The sequence below is a fragment of the Buchnera aphidicola (Periphyllus koelreuteriae) genome (assembly GCF_039360445.1).
Taxonomy (GTDB): domain Bacteria; phylum Pseudomonadota; class Gammaproteobacteria; order Enterobacterales; family Enterobacteriaceae; genus Buchnera_J; species Buchnera_J aphidicola_BM.
On the sequence record NZ_CP134981.1, the window covers coordinates 209,701 to 228,305 of the forward strand.

Consider the following 18,605-nt stretch of genomic DNA (forward strand, 5'->3'; position numbering starts at 1 on the left):
TATAAATTTTTCTTCTATCTTTTTATTATTATAAAAAATTATTTTTTTAATTAAAAAATATTTTTTTATAATATTTAAAAAAAAATACAATATATAAAAATATTTAAATTATAAGTAATTTCATTCATAAAAAAATAATAGTAATTATTAAAATATATATCTTAAAACAATATTATATTTTTTAAAAATATTTATATTTTTATTTAATTTAATTATATTATTGAGATTTAATTAATTGATTGATTTAAAAAAATATAAGATATATTTTTTATTATTTATAATTCTACTATTATTAAATATATTTAAAAAAATATATTTTTTATATAAAAATATTTTAAAAAATATTCTTATTTTTAATATTTTAAAATAAGGAAATTATATGATGATACAAAAAAAAAAAGATATTAATAAAAATGATATAAATAATAAAGAAGATAAATTTAAAATTAAAAATAAAATAAAATATTTAAAGAAAAATAATAAAAAATTAAAAAAAAATATAATTTCTTTAAAAAAAAAAAATAAAAATAAAATTGAAAAAGTACAAATTAGATGCAGAAAAGAAATAGAATTATCTTATAAATTTTCTTTAGAAAACATTTTTTCTTCTATTTTACCAATTTTAGATAGTTTAGAAATGGCAACATTATCTTTAAATGATAATAAAAATATAGAATATTATAAAATTTATAAAAAATTAAAAAAATTAAAAAATTATTTTATTAAAATTTTAATTAATAATAATGTAAAAATAATTGATAAAATTAATGTTCGGTTTAATCCATTGTTTCATCAAGCTATGTTTTTAAAATTTTCAAAAGATATAAAAGAAAATAATATTATAGATGTTCTTCAAAAAGGATATTTATTACATGATCGTTTATTAAGAGCTGCAATGGTTTCCGTTTCTAAAATTTAATTTTTATATAATACATTTTTACAAAAAATAATTTAAAAAAATAATTACAAGTCTTGATTATCATTATATAAAAATCAAGACTTTAAATTTTTAAAAATATATAAATTTTTATATATTTATTTTTTTATATTTTTTTAAAAAAAATTTTTATTACTTTAAAGTTTAATATTATGTTAAAAAAAAAAAAAATAATTATTACAACAAATAAAAAAGCAAAATTTAATTTTTCTATTAAAAAATTTTTTACAGCTGGAATTGTTTTACATGGATGGGAGATAAAATCTATTCGTCAAGGAAAAATAAATATTAGTAATAGTTATATTGTTTCTCGTTCATTTGAATTATATTTATTTAACTGCAATATAGAACCATTAAAAACCACAAATTTATTTAATTTTTCTAATGAAAAAAATAGAAATATAAAATTACTTCTTTTAAAAAAAGAAATAAATTTTATTTTAAAAGAAATAAAAAAATTTAAATATACATTAATTCCAATTTCATTATTTTGGAAACGATCATTATGTAAAATTAAAATTGGTCTAGCTAAAGGAAAAAATTTATATGATAAAAGACAAGATAAAAAAAATAAAATTATAAAACGAGAATTATATAGAATTTCTAAGAAATTTAAAATTTAATTTAAATTAATTTTTTTTTTAAAAAAAATAAAAAAATATGAAAAAATATAAAAAAAATCATAAATATTGGATGAATATAGCTTTATTTTTTGCTGAAATAGCATTTATTCAAGGAGAAGTACCTGTTGGGTCATTATTGATTAAATCAAACAAAATTATTGGTTTTGGATGGAATAATTCTATACAAGAAAATGATCCAACAGGTCACTCTGAAATAATTACTTTAAGAAATTCAGGAAAATTTTTAAAAAATTATAGATTATTAAATTCTTCTCTTTATGTAACTTTAGAACCTTGTATCATGTGTTTAGGTGCAATTTTAAATAGTAGAATAAAAAATTTAATAATTGGAGCTAAACAAAAAAATTCTAAGAATCTTCTTTATAAAAATGATTTTATTTTAAATTCTAAAAAATTTAAAATAAAAATAATTAAAAATGTTTTAAGAAAGCAATGTTCGACTTTATTAAAACATTTTTTTTTAAATAAACGAAGTTAATACTTTTTAAAGAATTATTCTAATACAACAATTGCTTGTGCATATTTTTTTTCGTCTGTAAAACTTATATGAGATTTTTTTATTTTTAAAAAAATTTTTTTTTTTTTAGAATTTCCTAAATAATTTATTTTAGGTTTATTCATTTTATTTGAATATACTTCTAAATTATTAAATGAAATTCCATGACTCATTCCATATCCCATAGCTTTACATAACGCTTCTTTTATCACAAATCTTTTTGCTAAAAAATTTATTTTTCTTGAACTAGAATTATATAATTTTCTTTCTTTATATGATAATATTTTTTTTAAAAATTTTTTTTTAAAAAATTTAACAATTTTTTTAAAACGTTTAATTTTTATTATATCTATTCCTATTCCAATAATATTCATTTTTTTGTATTATCTAATTGTTATAATTATTTTTTAATTTTTATCCATAAAAAAAGATGTATTTTTTTATTTAATATTTTTTCTAAGTTTTTACGAGAAATCATGCTATATAATTTAATTTTTTTACCATTTTTTCCAATAAAAATTTTTTTTTGTCTATTATTTTTAATAAAAATAAATACATTTATAATTTTTTCATTATTTTTATTTTTTTTAATAGAATGCACTTTTATTACATTAACATAAGGTAATTCATCTCCAAAATATCTCATTATTGTTTCTCTTATACATTCATGTATTATTTTTTTTATAGATATTTTGCTATTTTTTTTTATTTCAAAATCATGTTTTTTTTTAGGAATATAATTATATAGTAATTTTTCTAACACATTAATATTTTCTCCTGTTTTAGAAGAAATAGGAATAATTTTATTTATTTTATATTTTTTATATATATATTTTATAAAAGGTAACATTTTTATTTTTTTTTTTATTTTATCAATTTTGTTAATAATTATAAAAATAAAAATATTTTTTTTTTTAAAAAAATTTATTAAATTATCATATTTATTATTCCAAATTAAATTATCAATAACTAATATCATTATTTTTAAATTTCTAAAAATATTATTTTTAAAATTTAATGTTTTATTTATAAAATTTTTAGACATTTTATTTTTTATATTAAATCCAGGTGTATCAATATAAATAAATTGATAATTTTTTTGTGTTTTGATTCCAATTATATTTTCTTGAGTTGTATTTTTTTTATTTGATGTAATAGAAATTTTTTTACCAATTATTTTGTTTAATAATGTTGATTTACCTGAATTTTGATTTCCAACAATTATAATTTTTCCACAATATTTTTTTTTCTTTTTCACTCTATTCCTAATTTTAGTAAAGCATATTGTGCCGCATGTTGTTCTGCTTTTCTTCGGCTTGAACCCATTCCAATTAAATTTTCAGAAATATTTAATATTTCACATTTTATAGTAAATACTTGATTATGTGCTTCTCCATATACTTGTATTACTTTGTAATTTGGAAGAGGTAAATGTTTAGATTGTAAATATTCTTGTAATCTTGTTTTTGGATCTTTTTGAGTATCTCCTGGACTAATATTTTTTAATCTATTTTTATACCATTTTAATATTAATTTTTTTATAGTATCCATATTGCTATCTAAGAATATACTTCCTATAATAGCTTCTACGGTATTTGCTAATATAGATTCTCTTTTAAATCCTCCACTTTTTAATTCTCCTTGTCCTAATTTTAAATGTTCTCCTAAATTTAATTCGTATGCTACTTTTGCTAAAGTATTTCCTCTAACTAATGATGCCCTCATTCTACTCATATCACCTTCATTGACAGTAGGAAAATTTGTATATAAAGAATGAGCAATAATAAAACTTAAAATTGAGTCTCCAAGAAATTCTAATCGTTCATTATGTTTAATACTAGAGCTTCTATGTGTAAGAGCTAATTTTAAAAGTCCTTTTTTTTTATAAATATATCCTAGTTTTTTTTGAATTTCTTTATTATTAATGTAATCCATAATTTACCAATTTTTTAAAATTATTATAGAAATAGTTATAATATATTTTTTATATAAAAAAATATATATTTATTGAATAATATGACCAATTCTATTAAATCTAATTCTAATAGGCCATGCATTTATTTTTTTTTCAACACTGAACCATACAAAAATTGCTTTTCCAATTAAATCATTTTCAGGAACTAAACCCCAGTATCTACTATCATAACTATTATCTCTATTATCTCCCATTACAAAATAATATCCTTTTGGAATATACCACATTCCATAATCAAAATTTTTTTGTTTATAATAATATTTCTGGTTATCTTTGAGATGATTATTTAAAATAATTTTATAACTTTTATTATTTATTATTTCTTCTAAAATTTTTATATTTTTTAAATTTAATATATCAATATTTTTTTTATCAATTTTTGAAAATTTTTTATATTCTATACATTTTTTTTTTTTACAAGATTTATCATAATTATTTTTTATTAAAAGAGTTTTAGTAAATTGATTATATATAATTAGATCTCCTGGAATTCCAATAATTCTTTTTATATAATTAATTTTTTTATCTCTTGGATATTGAAAAACAACAATATCTCCTCTTTTTGCATCATTTATTTTATAAATAATATTATTATTAATTGGATTTTTTATGTTATAAGCAAATTTTTTTACCATTATAAAATCTCCAATCAATAATGATGGAATCATTGAGCTAGAAGGAATTCTAAATGGTTCAAAAAAAAATGATCTACATAAAAACAAAAGTAATAAAATAGGAAAAAAAGAACTTATAAAACAAGATTTTTTTCTATATGTTATACATTTTTTATATCCAAAATTATATTTAAAACATAAATTTTTAATTGTTTCTATACACCAAGCTAATCCAGTAATTATTATAAATAATAATAATAATATAGAAAATAAATTAGACATTCATAACCCTCATTATTAATTTTTATTTATATTTAAAATAGAAAAAAAAGCTTCTTTTGGAACATTAATATTTCCTATTTTTTTCATTCTTTTTTTTCCTAATTTTTGTTTTTTTAACAATTTTTTTTTTCTAGAAATATCACCTCCATAACATTTTGATAAAACATTTTTTCTTAATTGTTTTATTGTAGTTCGAGCTACTATTTTATTTTTCACTTCAGCTTGAATTGAAATATTAAATTGTTGTCTTGGTATCATTTTTTTCATTTTTTCAATAATTTCTCTTCCTTTTTTTTCAGATATGCTTTCATGAACAATAAAAGATAATGCATCTATTTTTTCAGAATTAATTAAAATATTTAAGCATGTTAAATTAGATTTTTTAAAATATTTAAATTTATATTCTAAAGAAGCATATCCACTAGAAACTGATTTAATTTGATCAAAAAAATTTAAAACTATTTCTGACATAGGAATATGATATGTAAGTGAAACTTGATTAGTATGATAAATCATTTTTTTTTGAATTCCTCTATGTTGTATACATAAAGAAATTATATTTCCAATATATTTAGGAGGTAATAAAATAATACATTCTGCAATCGGTTCTCGTATTTCTTTATATTTATCTTTAGATGGAAATTGATTTGGAGAATTAACATATAAAAATTTTTTTTCATTATTTATTTTTATTTCATATGTTACAGTTGGTGGTGTAGAAATTAAATTAAGATTATATTCTCGTTCTAATCTTTCTTGAATAATTTCCATATGTAAAATTCCTAAAAATCCACATTTAAATCCAAAACCAAGTGCTGTAGAATTTTCAGGTTCATAAAATAGTGATGAATCATTTAAACTTAATTTTCCTAATGCATCTCTAAAATTTTCATATTGATTAGAATTAATTGTATATAATCCAGCATATATTTGTGGTTTTATTTTTTTAAATCTAGATAATGGTTTTTTACATGGATTTTTTACTGAAGTTAATGTATCTCCTACAGGTGCTGCTAATATATTTTTAATTCCACATATAATCCATCCAACTTCTCCACAATTTAATTTTTTTAAAGAAATTTGTTTTGGTGTAAAAATTCCAAGTTTTTCAATTTTATATTTTTTTTTTGTACTCATTATTTGAATTTCTAATCCTTTTGTTAAAAATCCATTCTTAATTTTTATTAAAGAAACAACTCCTAAATAGTTATCAAACCATGAATCTATAATTATAGCTTGTAATGGTTTATTTGCATATCCTATAGGAAAAGGAATTTTTTTTACAATTTTTTCTAATAAAATATTTATTCCAAATCCGGTTTTTGCAGAACATAATATTGAATTTTTAGATGAAATTCCTATTATATCTTCTATATCTTTTAATACTCTATTTGGATTAGCATGAGGTAAATCAATTTTATTAATTACAGGAATAATTTTTATATTCATATCAATTGCTTTATAACAATTTGTTAAAGTTTGAGCTTCTATTCCTTGAGTAGAATCAATTACTAATAAAGCTCCTTCACATGCTGATAAAGATCTTTCTACTTCATAAGAAAAATTAACATGACCTGGTGTATCAATAAAATTTAAACAATATTTTTTTTTATTTTTTGCTATATATTGAACTGTTACTGTTTGTGCTTTTATTGTAATACCTCTTTCTTTTTCTAAATCCATAGTATCAAGCATACAAGAAGATATTTCTCTTTTTTTTAAATTTCCACAAATTTGAATTAATCTATCTGCTAAAGTAGATTTTCCATGATCAATATGTGCAATAATTGAGAAATTTCTTATTTTTTTCATTAAATTTAATATACCATCTAAAATTTTATAAGATTTATTTATAATATATTTTTTTAATATTAATATTAAAATTTTTATATTATTTTAAATTTTATTTTTTACAAATATGAAATATAATTTAATATATATTTTATATAATAGTAAATTTTATATATTTTATATATTTTATATATTAAAATTTTATTAAATTATTTTTATAAAATTTAATAGCTTACTATAACATAGTTCATTATTAGAATAAAAAATTCAGTTTTTTTTTTATATCTTAAAAAAATTTTAAAGAGATAGAAATTATATGTTAAAAAAAAAAAAAGTTATTATTGGAATGTCTGGAGGTGTTGATTCTTCTGTTTCTGCTTGGTTATTAAAAAAAAAATATAAAGTTGAAGGTTTATTTATGAAAAATTGGGAAGAAGATGATAATTCAAAATATTGTAATTCAAAAAAAGATTTACAAGATGCAAAAAATGTATGTAAATCTTTAAATATTTTTCTTCATATTGTTAATTTTTCTTTAGAATATTGGGAATCTGTTTTTAAAAATTTTTTATCAGAACATAAAAAAGGTCGAACTCCAAATCCTGATATATTATGTAATAAAGAAATAAAATTTAAAATATTTTTAAAATTTGCAATAAAATATTTAAAAGCAGATTATATTTCTACAGGTCATTATGCTATAAATCATATTAGAAATAATTCAAATTTTTTATTAAAAGGAATAGATAAAAAAAAAGATCAAAGTTATTTTTTATATACTTTAAATCAAAAACAACTAAAAAAAATTTTATTTCCATTAGGTTGTTTTACAAAATCAAGAGTTAGATTTATTGCAAAAAAAATAAATTTAAAAGTATATAAAAAAAAAGATTCTACAGGAATTTGTTTTATTCAACCAAAATTTTATAATAAATTTTTAAATAAATATTTTCCTAATAATCCAGGATTGATTATAACAAAAAATAATAAAATTATAGGAAAACATAATGGTTTATTTTATTATACATTAGGTCAAAGAAAAGGATTAAATATTGGAGGATTAAAAAAATATAACAATGCTCCTTGGTATGTTGTTGATAAAGATATTTATAAAAATATTTTAATTGTAGATCAAGGATTTAATAATAAAAATTTATTATCTATAGGTTTATTTGCAAATAATATTAATTGGATTAATAAAATTTTACTTAATTTTCCTTTAAAATGTAAAATTAAAATTAGATATTCTTTAATAGAACATAAATGTATTATAAAAAAAATTTATAATGGAGTAAAAATTATGTTTTCTTCTCCAATTTCTTCAGTAACACCTGGTCAATCTGTTGTATTTTATTTAAATAATGTTTGTTTAGGTGGAGGAATTATTAATAAACGTATTCCTCTTTTATAAAAAAAATAAAAATTTTTAATAAATAAAATAAAATTTTTATAATTTTTTAATTAAATTTTATTTTTTATTAAATGTTTATTATTATAAAATTTATATAAATATAAAAATATATTTATTAAATATAATTTTATATAATATAATTATATTAAAATTTATTAATTAATTTTTCTATTTTAATTTTTAAAAAATTAAAGAATTATTAAATTTTATAATATATTATTTATAATAATATACTTTATTTAATTATATTTAAAAAATTTTATAAAAATATTCAATTTTATATATTATAAAAATTTTTTATAAGATTTAAAAATTTTATTTTTTTTTATTTTTTATAAATAGTAAGGAAAAAAATGGGTTTTTTATTAAATAAAAAAATTTTAATTATTGGTGTTTATAATAAGTTTTCTATTGCATATGGAATTGCAAAATCTATGTATTATCAAGGAGCTACGTTAGCTTTTACATATCAAAAAAAAAAATATAAAAAAAAAATAAAATATGTAACAAAGAATTTTAATTCTAAAATTTTTTTACATTGTAACTTGAAAAATGATAATAATATTAAAAATTTATTTTTAAAATTAAAAAAAAAATGGGTTTTTTTTGATGGAATTGTTCATTCTGTAGCATATTTAAATAAAAAATATTTAAAAAAAAATTATGTAGATTCAATTACAAAAAAAGCTTTTAAAAAATCACATGAAATTGGTTCATATAGTTTTGTTTCTTTGGCTAAATATTTTAAATGTATTTTAAATAAAAACTCAACTTTGTTAACTGTATCTTATTTAGGATCTAAAAGATGTTTTTTAAATTATAATTTAATGGGATTAGTAAAAGCTTCTTTAGAGTCTAATGTAAGATATATGTCTTATTCTTTAGGTCCTCATATTCGAGTAAATGCCATTTCTCCTGGTCCAGTAAAAACTATTTCTTCATATAAAATAAATAATTTTAAAAATTTATTATATTTATATAAAAAAATTTCACCATTAAAACGTAATATTTCTATTGATGAAATTGGAAATGTTGCGTCTTTTTTAATGAGTGATTTATCTTCAGGAATTACAGGTCAAGTAATATATGTAGATGGAGGATTTAATATTATGGGTTTATAATAATTTTTTTTAAATTATAAAAATTTTTATAATATATACATAACAATTTGTTTGGCCTTTTATTGAAATCATAGTATATTAAATTTTATATATTTCATATTTAAAATATTTAAAATTTTATAAATATATTTTTTTATTACATAATTTATCATATTATAAATATTTTAATATAATATTTGGATTAAATTATTATGTTTGAAAATAATCGTATTTTATTAAAATTAAAAAAAAAATTAAAAATAAATACACCAAGAATTGAAGGAATAGTAAAAAAATCTGAAAAAGGATTTGGATTTTTAGAAATAAATTCTAAAGTAAGTTACTTTATTCCTCCAAAAAAAATAAAAAAAGTAATGCATGGTGATAAAATTATTGCAAGAATAGGATTTTCTAAAAATAGAGAAATTGTTATTCCAGAAAAACTTGTAGAAGCTTATTTAACTACTTTTGTTGGTCGTCTTCAAAAAATTAATAAACAATTTTTTATTATACCAAATTATCCATTTTTAAAAGAATGTATTCCTTGTAATTTTTTAATTCAAGATTTAAATTTATTTCAATCTGGAGATTGGTTTTTAGCAAAATTAACTAAACATAAACTAAAAGATAATAATTTATTTCATGCTGAAATTATTAAATTTATTTCTAAAAAAGAAGATCCTTTTACTCAATGGTGGATTACTTTATCAAAATATAATCTTAAATTTTCTGAGCCGAAATTTTTAATTAAGACAAATAATTTTTTAAAAGATAAAAAAAAAAGAACTGATTTAACTCATTTACCTTTTATTACAATTGATAGTCATCATACACAAGATATTGATGATGCTTTATATATAAAAAAAATAGATGAAAATTTTTTTAAGTTAACAATAGCGATTTCAGATGTTACTTCATATATACATTATCAAAGTGAATTGGATATTATTGCATCAAAAAGAGGATTTACAAATTATTTACCTGGATTTAATATTCCTATGCTTCCTAGAAAATTATCTGAAAATTTATGTTCATTACAACCAAATAAAAAAAGATCAGTTGTAGTATGTGAAATGATTATTTCAAAAAATGGAAAAATAAAGAAAAATTCTATTAATTTCTTTTTAGCATGGATAAAATCACAAGAAAAACTTTCTTATACAAATGTTTCTAATTGGTTAGAAAATAAAAATTCATGGAAACCTTCTACTAAAGAAATTGAGAAACAAATATTAATATTATATGATTTTTATGTATCTAGAATTAAATGGAGAAAAAAAAATTCTTTAATTTTTCCAGAAAGGTTAGAATATAAATTTTATTTATCTAAAAATTGTGAAGTATCAAATATTTCTATAAAAAAAAGAAGAATTGCTCATAGAATAGTTGAAGAATGTATGATTGCTGCAAATTGTTCAGCTGCAGATATTTTATTTAAAAATAAATATCATGGATTATATAATATTCATTTAGGATTTGATAAATCTCATTCTAATCAAATTTCATTATTATTAAAAAAATATAATATTTTTATTAATGAAAAAAAATTATTAACTTTAAAAGGATTTTGTGATTTGTATAGAATTTTAAAAGACAAGAAATATAAATATTTAAAAAGTAGAATTAGAAAATTTCAATCTTTTAGTGAAATGAGTTTTAATCCTTATCCACATTATGCTTTAGGATTTAAAAGATATGCTACATGGACCTCTCCAATTAGAAAATATGGAGATATTTTAAATCATAGATTTTTAAAATCAATAATTTTTAATAAAAAACCAATTAATTTAAATAATAATATACTTCAAAAAATTTCTGATCAAAAACGAAAACATAGATTATCAGAACGTGAAATTGAAGATTTTTTATATGTAAAATATTTTCAAAAAAAAAATTTTAATAATAAAATCTTTAATGCTGAAATTTTTGAAATTTCTAAAGGAGGAATTAGAGCAAAATTATTAGAAAATGGAGCAAGTATTTTTATTCCAAATTCTTTTATTCATAATGTTCGATCAGAACTCGAATGTAATCAAGATGATGGATTAATTTTTATTAAAGGAAAAATATTTTATAAAATTTCAGATATTATAAAGGTTATATTAATAGATATTAGAATTGATACTAAAAATATTATTGCAAAACCTATTTTAGTATTGAAATAATTAATTTTTAAAAAAATATATAAAATTATTTTTTTAATATTTTATTTTAAAATTTTTTAATTATTTAAAATAATATAATATAAATTATTTTATTTTAAATTTATTAATTAATTTTTTTATTAAAATTAAAAATTTTAATATACATTAAGGAATGCATGAATATATTAAATTTAAACTATTTAGTTTATTTAAATTTTTTTATGAGTTTGTTTATTTTAGTTAATCCAATTGGCATGATTCCGATTTTTGCAAGCATGACAAATGGTTTTTCTTATAAAGAAAGAAATAAAATTAATTTAGTTGCAAATTTTTCTGCTTTTATAATTTTATGTTTTTCTTTATTTTTAGGAAATAGTATTTTAAATATATTTAAAATTTCTATTTCATCTTTTAGAATTGCTGGAGGTATTCTTATTATCTTGGTATCTCTTCCTATGATTAATAATAAAAATAATGTTAAAAAAAATATTTTTAAAAAAAATATTGCAGTAATACCTTTGGCTATGCCTTTAATTTCTGGTCCTGGAACTATTAGTTCTACAATATTATGGAGTACTCAACATCCTTATTTTATAAATAAAATTATATGTATATTTTTTATGTTCATTTTTTTTTGTTGTTGTTATTTAATTTTTAAAATAGCTCCATTTTTTTCTCAAATTTTAGGTAATGTTGGAATTGAAATTATAAAAAAAATAATGGGTATTTTGTTACTATCTTTAGGTGTTGAATTTATTATTTCTGGAATTAAATGTATTTTTTAAAATTTAATTTTAAAAAATTTATAAAATAAAATTTTTATAAAATAAAAATAAATATGAAAAAAATTTATATTAGAAATTTAGGAATGACAAATTATAATATTGTTTCAAGTGCTATGCATTATTTTACAGATTCTCGATCAAAAAATACTATTGATGAGATATGGTTTACTGAACATTTTCCAATTTTTACTCAAGGAAAAATTAAAAAAAAGAAATATATATTAGAAAAAATGAAAAATATTCCTATTCAATTATGTGATCGAGGAGGAGAAATAACTTATCATGGACCAGGTCAACAATTAGTTTATATTTTAATTAATTTAAAATTAAGAAATATAAATATTAAAAAATTTTTATTTTATATAGAAAAATCTATTATTGATACATTAAAAATTTTTTCAATTAAATCTTATACTATTTCTGAATTTCCTGGTGTATATATTAATAAAAAAAAATTTTGTTCTATTGGTTTTCGAATAAAAAATCATTGTTCTTTATATGGAATATCATATAATATTAATTCTGATTTAATTCCATATAGTTATATATATCCTTGTGGAAATAAATTAATAAAAATGATGAATTTAATTGAAATCCAACCAAATATTACCATGAAAATTTTTAAAAAAGAATTTATTAAAATATTTATTAAAATTTTTAAATATAAAGAAATTTACAAATCTCCTTATAATGTTTTAAATAGAATTAATTTTGATTCATAATATTAATTTATATTTTTTTAAAAAATAAATATATTTAATTTGTTTGTATTTCTTCTATTTTAAATTAAATTGAGAATTTTAAATGTTAAAAAAACCTGATTGGATAAAAATAAAAATTCCATTAAATTCTATAAAAGTACAAAAAGTTAAAAAAATTTTAAGAAATTATTCATTAAATACAGTTTGTGAAGAAGCTCAATGTCCAAATTTAACAGAATGTTTTAATAAAGGTAGTGCTACTTTTTTGATTCTTGGTTACATTTGTACAAGAAAATGCCCTTTTTGTAGTGTCAAGAAAGGGAGACCTAATAAAATTGATAAAAATGAACCAAAAAAATTAGCAAAAGTCATTTCTTATATGAACTTAAAATATGTAGTATTAACATCAGTAAATAGAGATGATTTAAAAGATGGAGGAATATCTCAATTTATACAATGTATTCATGAAATTAGAAAAATAAAAAAAATAAAAATAGAAATATTAGTACCAGATTTTCGTAAAAAAGAAAAAATTGCATTAAAATTAATTAAGAATAATTTACCTGATATTTTTAATCATAATATAGAAACAGTACCTAGATTATATAATATTATTCGTCCAGGAGCTAATTATTATAATTCTTTAAAATTATTGTATAATTTTAATATAAAATTTCCTATGATTCCAACAAAATCTGGTTTAATGGTAGGTTTAGGTGAAACAACAAGTGAAATATTTAAAGTTTTAAAAGATTTATATAATCATGGTGTATCTATGTTAACAGTTGGTCAATACTTACAACCTAGCAAAAATCATTTTCCTGTTAAAAAATATTTAAATAATTTAGAGTTTAATAAAATAAAAGAAACAGCATTATTAATAGGATTTAAACATGTTTTTTGTGGTCCATTAGTTCGATCATCATATCATGCATATGATCAATATAAAGAAAATATTAAAATTTATTAATTTAAATTAAATAAATTTTTGAAATATTATATTAGAGGTAACTGTGTTAAATAAAAGTTTTAAAAATATCAAAAAAACAAAAATAATTATTGCATTAGATTTTTCTAATATAAATGTAGCTATGTCTTTTATAAAAAAATTAAATCCTAATATTCATAGATTGAAAATAGGAAAAGAAATGTTTTTTTTATTTGGTTTAAATTTTATAAAAAAACTTATTAAATTAGGTTTTAAAATATTTTTAGATTTAAAACTTCATGATATTCCAAATACTGTTTCAAAAGCTGTTCAATGTTTTTCTAAACTTAAAATATGGATGATTAGTATTCATTCATTAGGAGGAAAAGAGATGATGAAATCTGCAAAATTAGCTCTTAATTCTTTTAAATATAAACCTCCATTATTATTTTCAGTAACTATTTTAAGTAGTTTATCTCAAATAGATTTAACTGAATTAGGTATGTTTTTTTCTATTAAAAAACAAATTTTATTATTATCAAAATTATCTAAAGAAATTGGTTTAGATGGAATTATTTGTCCTGGAATTTTTTCTAAGTATATAAGAAAACATTTAGGTCAAAATTTTAAAATAGTTTCTCCAGGTATTCGATTTAAAAAAGATTTACATTATGATCAAAAAAATGTGATTAGTCCAAAAGAAGCAATTAAATTTAATATTGATTATATTGTTTTAGGAAGATCTATTACTCTTTCTAAAAATCCAATTAAATCTTTAAATAAAATTTATTCATTTATTTTAAAATAAAAATTATATTTTTAATATTTTTTATTTTATAATATAATTTTATTAAATAATATATTTTAATATTATTATAGAGACTGCATGAGATTAAAAAAAGTAACTCAATCTATACTTCCTACTAAATGGGGAGATTTTTCAATAATAGGTTTTGAAGAAAAAAATAAATTAAAAGAAAAAAAACATCATATAGCTTTAATTTATGGAGATATATATAAAAAAAAATCTATTTTAACACGAATACATTCAGAATGTTTAACTGGAGATTCTTTATTTAGTTTACGTTGTGATTGTGGAAATCAATTAAAAACTTCTTTATCTTTAATTTCTAAGGAAGGAAATGGAATTTTAATATATCATAGACAGGAAGGAAGAAATATTGGATTAATAAATAAAATTAAAGCGTATGCATTACAAGATCGTGGTTTTGATACAGTAGAAGCAAATCATAAATTAGGATTTTCAGCAGATGAAAGAGATTTTACTGTTTGTTCAGATATTTTTAAATTACTTAAAGTTAAAAAAATAAGATTATTAACAAATAATCCATTAAAAGTTAAAATTTTGAGAAAATCAGGAATTACTATAGAAAAAAGAATATCTTTAATAGTTGGAATTAATAAAAAAAATAAATTTTATGTTAATACTAAAAAAAAAAAACTAGGTCATTTTTTTTAAAAAAATATAAATAATTTAAAAACATTGATTTTAAAAATTTAAAAAAATAATTATAAACTACTCACAATTATAATAATTTATATTTTTTTAAAAATTAATATATAAATTGTGAGTAATAATTAAAATAAATATAATTTTTTATTAATTTAATATAAAATATATAAATTCTTTATAAATTTTATAAAATTTTTTATTTTTTTATAAACAATGAAATATTTTATTTATTTAATGAATAAAATTTTTAAATATATTTTTTAATTACATTCAATACAAAATATTATATATTTATTTTAAAATTTAATTAATTTTTTATATTTTTTATAAAAAAATTATAAAATTTAATAAAATAATTTTTAATATTTAAAATTTTTATTTATTTTATAATTATTTATATTATTATTAATTTTAATATATAATAAAAAATTTTTTATTTAAAAATATGTTTTGGTTTTCCATTTTTATTTATAGCAACATATATAAAAATACCTTTTGCTGCTATATATTTTTCTTGAATTGGTTTAGAGTATAATCTTTTTACAATAATTTTAATTTTAATTGTCATAGAACTTTTTCCTGTTTTAATACAATATCCATAACAATTTATAATATCTCCAATTGAAATTGGGTGAAAAAAAGATATATTTGCTTGTACAGTAACTACTTTTCCTAAAGCAATTTGTTTAGCTAAAATTGCTCCACCCATATCCATTTGAGACATAATCCATCCACCAAATATATCCCCATTAGCATTTGTATTATAAGGCATAGCTAAAGTTTTTATTAAAATATTTTTTTTTTTTATACAAAAATTTTTTATTATTTTTTTCATTATATTTATTATCTTTTTTTAAATTAAATTTTAAAAAATATATTAATACTTAATATTAAAAAAAAATTATAAAAATTTTTAAATTTTAAAATATATTTTTTTTAAATTTAAATATGTTATAAAAATTAAAAATTTTTTAATATTTTTTAAACGAATAATTTTATTTCATTAATAATTAATTTTAACAAATTTAAATTATTAGCTATAATAGCTAATTTATTATTATAATTACATCCTCCTTGAAAATCACTAATAATTCCTCCAGATTCTTTTACTTGTAACATTCCAGAATAGTAATTTTTTATTTTAAAATCAAACTCTAAAATAAAATCTATTCGTCCATCTGATAAATATGATAAATCCAATGGTATTAAACTTGTTGTTCTAAATATTACTCCTTTATTAAATAAGTTTTTTAATATATTAAAATAAATTTTTTTATTTTTTAAAAATATTAAATCTATTCTTGAAGATAAATAACTTTTATAAAGTGTATTAGAGTTTATGCTTCTCATACGATATCCATTTACTTGAGATCCATATCCTCTTACAGCACTAAAAATTTCATTTTTTAATGGATCATATATTACTGAAATATTTAATTTATTTTTAAAAAATATTGCAATAGAAATACAAAAATTTGGAAATTTTTTTTTAAAATTTTTTTTTCCATGAATTAGATTAACAATCCATACTGGATTTTTAAAATTTTTTAATTTAAAATAATTATATCTATTTAATATGTGATGTTTTGGATAAGATTTTTTAATAATATTTTTAATAATTTGATTAGATTCTTTTATTTTTTCTTTAAATATTTTTTTATTTTTTATATTATAAAATACTTTTTTATCATATATTTGTATTATATTATTTCCTCCTTTTCTTGCTGCTCGAATAGCTATATTTAAAATTGGATGCATATTTTTTCCTATTATGAAATATTATTGTTAAATTATATAATATAAAAAATTTATTATTGATATAATATTAATTTAAAAAATATATAATTTTATTTAAAAATTATGATTTTTAATTTTTTTTTAAATTAGTATAAAAAATTTTTAATATTGAATTTTAATGCATTTTTTATTTTAATTATATTATAAAATAAATAAAATAATTATATAAAAATTAAAAAATTTATAAAAAAAATTATTTAAAAAAACATTTTTTAAGAGGAGTAAAAAATTATTAAAAAAATAAAATCTATTAGAGGTGTTCATGATTATCTTCCAGAAGAATTACACATTTGGAATAAAACTGAAAAAATTTTAAAAAAAATTTTTAAAAACTATGGATATGTTGAAATAAGATTACCTATTATAGAAAAAACAAAATTATTTTATAAATCTATTGGTAATGTAACAGATATTGTTGAAAAAGAAATGTATACTTTTTTAGATAAAAATAAAAAAAATATTACATTAAGACCAGAAGGAACAGCTAGTTGTTCTCGAGCTTTTATTGAAAATAATCTTTCTAAAGATATTAAACAAAGATTTTGGTATTTTGGACCCATGTTTCGTTATGAAAGGCCACAAAATGGAAGATATAGGCAATTTTATCAATTTGGTTGTGAAGTATATGGTTTAAATACTCCAGAAATAGATATAGAATTAATTATTTTATTAAATCGTTGTTGGAAAAAATTAAAAATAGAAAATTATATATTTTTAGAAATTAATTCAATTGGTACTATTGAATCTAGAGAAAATTATAAAATTGATTTAATTAAATTTTTTATTTTAAATAAAAAAAAATTAGATAATAATTCTAAAAAAAGATTATATACTAATCCATTAAGAATTTTAGATAGTAAAAATAAAAAAATTCAAAATTTAATAAAAAAAGCTCCGATTTTATTAAATTATCTTGACAAAAATTCTAAAAAAAATTTTAATTATATATGTAAATTTTTAAAAAAATTAAAAATTTCATATAAAATTAATACTAAATTAATTCGTGGTTTAGATTATTATAATGATACTGTTTTTGAATGGAAAATAAAAAATAAAAAATTTTTATCTCAAAATACTGTTTGTGCTGGAGGTCGTTATGATAAATTAATTAATACTTTAGGTGGTTCATCAATTCCAGCTTTAGGATTTGCTATTGGAATGGAAAGATTAATTTCAATTATTAATGAAAAAAAAAAAAATAAAAAAATAATTTTAAGTGTAGATATTTATATTATTTCTAATTTTAATAAAAAAAATATAGATCATATTAAAATATCTGAAAAAATAAGAAATTTTTTTAATAAATTATATATTGTTCAAGATTTTAATATTGGATCAATAAAAAAAAAACTTATTAGAGCAAAAAAATTTAATTCAAAAATAATAATTATTATTAATAATAAAAAAAATATTCAAATTAAACATTTTAATTCATTTTCTATTTATAAAATTTCTTTTAATAAAATTATAAATTATTTAAAAATTTATTTTAAAAAAAAATAAATAATATTTATAAAATTTATTAT

The 18,605-nt window shown here is 16.9% G+C and carries 19 protein-coding genes; 12 read left to right on the forward strand and 7 right to left on the reverse strand.

Features of this window, described 5'->3' with window-relative positions; translation table 11 throughout:
* The first annotated feature begins 382 nt into the window (after window positions 1-382).
* From RJT80_RS00925 to tadA, 3 genes are all read left to right on the forward strand, one after another.
* Window positions 383-919 (forward strand): nucleotide exchange factor GrpE, encoded by a 537-nt coding sequence (locus RJT80_RS00925; protein ID WP_343187928.1) that lies wholly within the window; start codon window positions 383-385, stop codon window positions 917-919.
* A gap of 170 nt (window positions 920-1,089) precedes the next feature.
* A complete protein-coding gene (gene smpB / locus RJT80_RS00930; protein ID WP_343187929.1) occupies window positions 1,090-1,560 on the forward strand; it encodes an SsrA-binding protein SmpB in 471 nt (156 codons plus the stop codon).
* Window positions 1,561-1,597: 37 nt separating this feature from the next.
* Entirely contained in the window at window positions 1,598-2,059 is a 462-nt protein-coding gene (gene tadA, locus RJT80_RS00935) for a tRNA adenosine(34) deaminase TadA (RefSeq protein ID WP_343187930.1), read from the forward strand.
* A gap of 14 nt (window positions 2,060-2,073) precedes the next feature.
* On the opposite strand, the gene acpS is transcribed toward tadA, so the two are convergent.
* The 5 genes from acpS to lepA form a co-directional block, all read right to left on the reverse strand.
* Entirely contained in the window at window positions 2,074-2,451 is a 378-nt protein-coding gene (acpS, locus tag RJT80_RS00940; protein WP_343187931.1) for a holo-ACP synthase, read from the reverse strand.
* 26 nt (window positions 2,452-2,477) lie between these two features.
* Window positions 2,478-3,335: a GTPase Era gene (gene era / locus RJT80_RS00945; protein ID WP_343187932.1), complete on the reverse strand. Its 858-nt coding sequence runs from the start codon at window positions 3,333-3,335 to the stop codon at window positions 2,478-2,480.
* Complete coding sequence (rnc, locus tag RJT80_RS00950; RefSeq protein WP_343187933.1) at window positions 3,332-4,012, reverse strand: ribonuclease III; 681 nt, start codon at window positions 4,010-4,012, stop codon at window positions 3,332-3,334. Before rnc ends, era begins: the two co-directional genes overlap by 4 nt.
* 69 nt (window positions 4,013-4,081) lie before the next feature.
* Window positions 4,082-4,948 carry a signal peptidase I gene (gene lepB / locus RJT80_RS00955; protein ID WP_343187934.1) on the reverse strand — a complete coding sequence of 289 codons (867 nt, stop codon included), beginning with the start codon at window positions 4,946-4,948 and terminating at the stop codon, window positions 4,082-4,084.
* A 15-nt stretch (window positions 4,949-4,963) separates the two neighbouring features.
* The gene (lepA, locus tag RJT80_RS00960) at window positions 4,964-6,760 is read right to left on the reverse strand and encodes a translation elongation factor 4 (RefSeq protein WP_343187935.1); all 1,797 of its coding nucleotides are present in this window, start codon (window positions 6,758-6,760) and stop codon (window positions 4,964-4,966) included.
* 295 nt (window positions 6,761-7,055) lie between these two features.
* Here lepA and mnmA point away from each other — a divergent pair, with 295 nt between their 5' ends.
* From mnmA to ribA, 8 genes are all read left to right on the forward strand, one after another.
* Window positions 7,056-8,150, forward strand: coding sequence for a tRNA 2-thiouridine(34) synthase MnmA (gene mnmA, locus RJT80_RS00965; RefSeq protein ID WP_343187936.1), 1,095 nt, complete (start codon window positions 7,056-7,058; stop codon window positions 8,148-8,150).
* Window positions 8,151-8,503: 353 nt separating this feature from the next.
* Window positions 8,504-9,271 carry an enoyl-ACP reductase FabI gene (locus RJT80_RS00970; protein ID WP_343187937.1) on the forward strand — a complete coding sequence of 256 codons (768 nt, stop codon included), beginning with the start codon at window positions 8,504-8,506 and terminating at the stop codon, window positions 9,269-9,271.
* Window positions 9,272-9,462: 191 nt separating this feature from the next.
* Window positions 9,463-11,415: an exoribonuclease II gene (locus RJT80_RS00975; RefSeq protein ID WP_343187938.1), complete on the forward strand. Its 1,953-nt coding sequence runs from the start codon at window positions 9,463-9,465 to the stop codon at window positions 11,413-11,415.
* A gap of 155 nt (window positions 11,416-11,570) precedes the next feature.
* Window positions 11,571-12,179, forward strand: coding sequence for a YchE family NAAT transporter (locus tag RJT80_RS00980; protein ID WP_343187939.1), 609 nt, complete (start codon window positions 11,571-11,573; stop codon window positions 12,177-12,179).
* A gap of 53 nt (window positions 12,180-12,232) precedes the next feature.
* Window positions 12,233-12,901, forward strand: coding sequence for a lipoyl(octanoyl) transferase LipB (lipB, locus tag RJT80_RS00985; protein WP_343187940.1), 669 nt, complete (start codon window positions 12,233-12,235; stop codon window positions 12,899-12,901).
* Between the two features lie 82 nt (window positions 12,902-12,983).
* Complete coding sequence (lipA, locus tag RJT80_RS00990) at window positions 12,984-13,850, forward strand: lipoyl synthase (RefSeq protein WP_343187941.1); 867 nt, start codon at window positions 12,984-12,986, stop codon at window positions 13,848-13,850.
* Window positions 13,851-13,893: 43 nt separating this feature from the next.
* Entirely contained in the window at window positions 13,894-14,616 is a 723-nt protein-coding gene (gene pyrF, locus RJT80_RS00995) for an orotidine-5'-phosphate decarboxylase (RefSeq protein ID WP_343187942.1), read from the forward strand.
* Between the two features lie 78 nt (window positions 14,617-14,694).
* Window positions 14,695-15,288, forward strand: coding sequence for a GTP cyclohydrolase II (gene ribA, locus RJT80_RS01000; protein ID WP_343187943.1), 594 nt, complete (start codon window positions 14,695-14,697; stop codon window positions 15,286-15,288).
* A 427-nt stretch (window positions 15,289-15,715) separates the two neighbouring features.
* Here the strand turns inward: ribA and yciA are convergent, their stop codons facing one another.
* The gene (gene yciA / locus RJT80_RS01005; RefSeq protein ID WP_343183728.1) at window positions 15,716-16,117 is read right to left on the reverse strand and encodes an acyl-CoA thioester hydrolase YciA; all 402 of its coding nucleotides are present in this window, start codon (window positions 16,115-16,117) and stop codon (window positions 15,716-15,718) included.
* 146 nt (window positions 16,118-16,263) lie between these two features.
* Entirely contained in the window at window positions 16,264-17,040 is a 777-nt protein-coding gene (locus RJT80_RS01010) for an inositol monophosphatase family protein (protein WP_343187578.1), read from the reverse strand.
* A gap of 327 nt (window positions 17,041-17,367) precedes the next feature.
* Between RJT80_RS01010 and hisS the strand changes: the two genes are divergently transcribed.
* A complete protein-coding gene (gene hisS, locus RJT80_RS01015; RefSeq protein WP_343187949.1) occupies window positions 17,368-18,582 on the forward strand; it encodes a histidine--tRNA ligase in 1,215 nt (404 codons plus the stop codon).
* Window positions 18,583-18,605 lie beyond the last annotated feature (23 nt).

Bases quoted from the DNA above. Each gene is read 5' to 3' on its own strand.
- RJT80_RS01010 (WP_343187578.1), bottom strand. From the start codon at position 17,040: ATGCATCCAATTTTAAATATAGCTATTCGAGCAGCAAGAAAAGGAGGA.
- tadA (WP_343187930.1), top strand. From the start codon at position 1,598: ATGAAAAAATATAAAAAAAATCATAAATATTGGATGAATATAGCTTTA.
- rnc (WP_343187933.1), bottom strand. From the start codon at position 4,012: ATGGATTACATTAATAATAAAGAAATTCAAAAAAAACTAGGATATATT.
- acpS (WP_343187931.1), bottom strand. From the start codon at position 2,451: ATGAATATTATTGGAATAGGAATAGATATAATAAAAATTAAACGTTTT.
- RJT80_RS00980 (WP_343187939.1), top strand. From the start codon at position 11,571: ATGAATATATTAAATTTAAACTATTTAGTTTATTTAAATTTTTTTATG.
- lepB (WP_343187934.1), bottom strand. From the start codon at position 4,948: ATGTCTAATTTATTTTCTATATTATTATTATTATTTATAATAATTACT.
- smpB (WP_343187929.1), top strand. From the start codon at position 1,090: ATGTTAAAAAAAAAAAAAATAATTATTACAACAAATAAAAAAGCAAAA.
- lipA (WP_343187941.1), top strand. From the start codon at position 12,984: ATGTTAAAAAAACCTGATTGGATAAAAATAAAAATTCCATTAAATTCT.
- RJT80_RS00975 (WP_343187938.1), top strand. From the start codon at position 9,463: ATGTTTGAAAATAATCGTATTTTATTAAAATTAAAAAAAAAATTAAAA.
- mnmA (WP_343187936.1), top strand. From the start codon at position 7,056: ATGTTAAAAAAAAAAAAAGTTATTATTGGAATGTCTGGAGGTGTTGAT.
- RJT80_RS00925 (WP_343187928.1), top strand. From the start codon at position 383: ATGATACAAAAAAAAAAAGATATTAATAAAAATGATATAAATAATAAA.
- lipB (WP_343187940.1), top strand. From the start codon at position 12,233: ATGAAAAAAATTTATATTAGAAATTTAGGAATGACAAATTATAATATT.
- RJT80_RS00970 (WP_343187937.1), top strand. From the start codon at position 8,504: ATGGGTTTTTTATTAAATAAAAAAATTTTAATTATTGGTGTTTATAAT.
- lepA (WP_343187935.1), bottom strand. From the start codon at position 6,760: ATGAAAAAAATAAGAAATTTCTCAATTATTGCACATATTGATCATGGA.
- yciA (WP_343183728.1), bottom strand. From the start codon at position 16,117: ATGAAAAAAATAATAAAAAATTTTTGTATAAAAAAAAAAAATATTTTA.
- ribA (WP_343187943.1), top strand. From the start codon at position 14,695: ATGAGATTAAAAAAAGTAACTCAATCTATACTTCCTACTAAATGGGGA.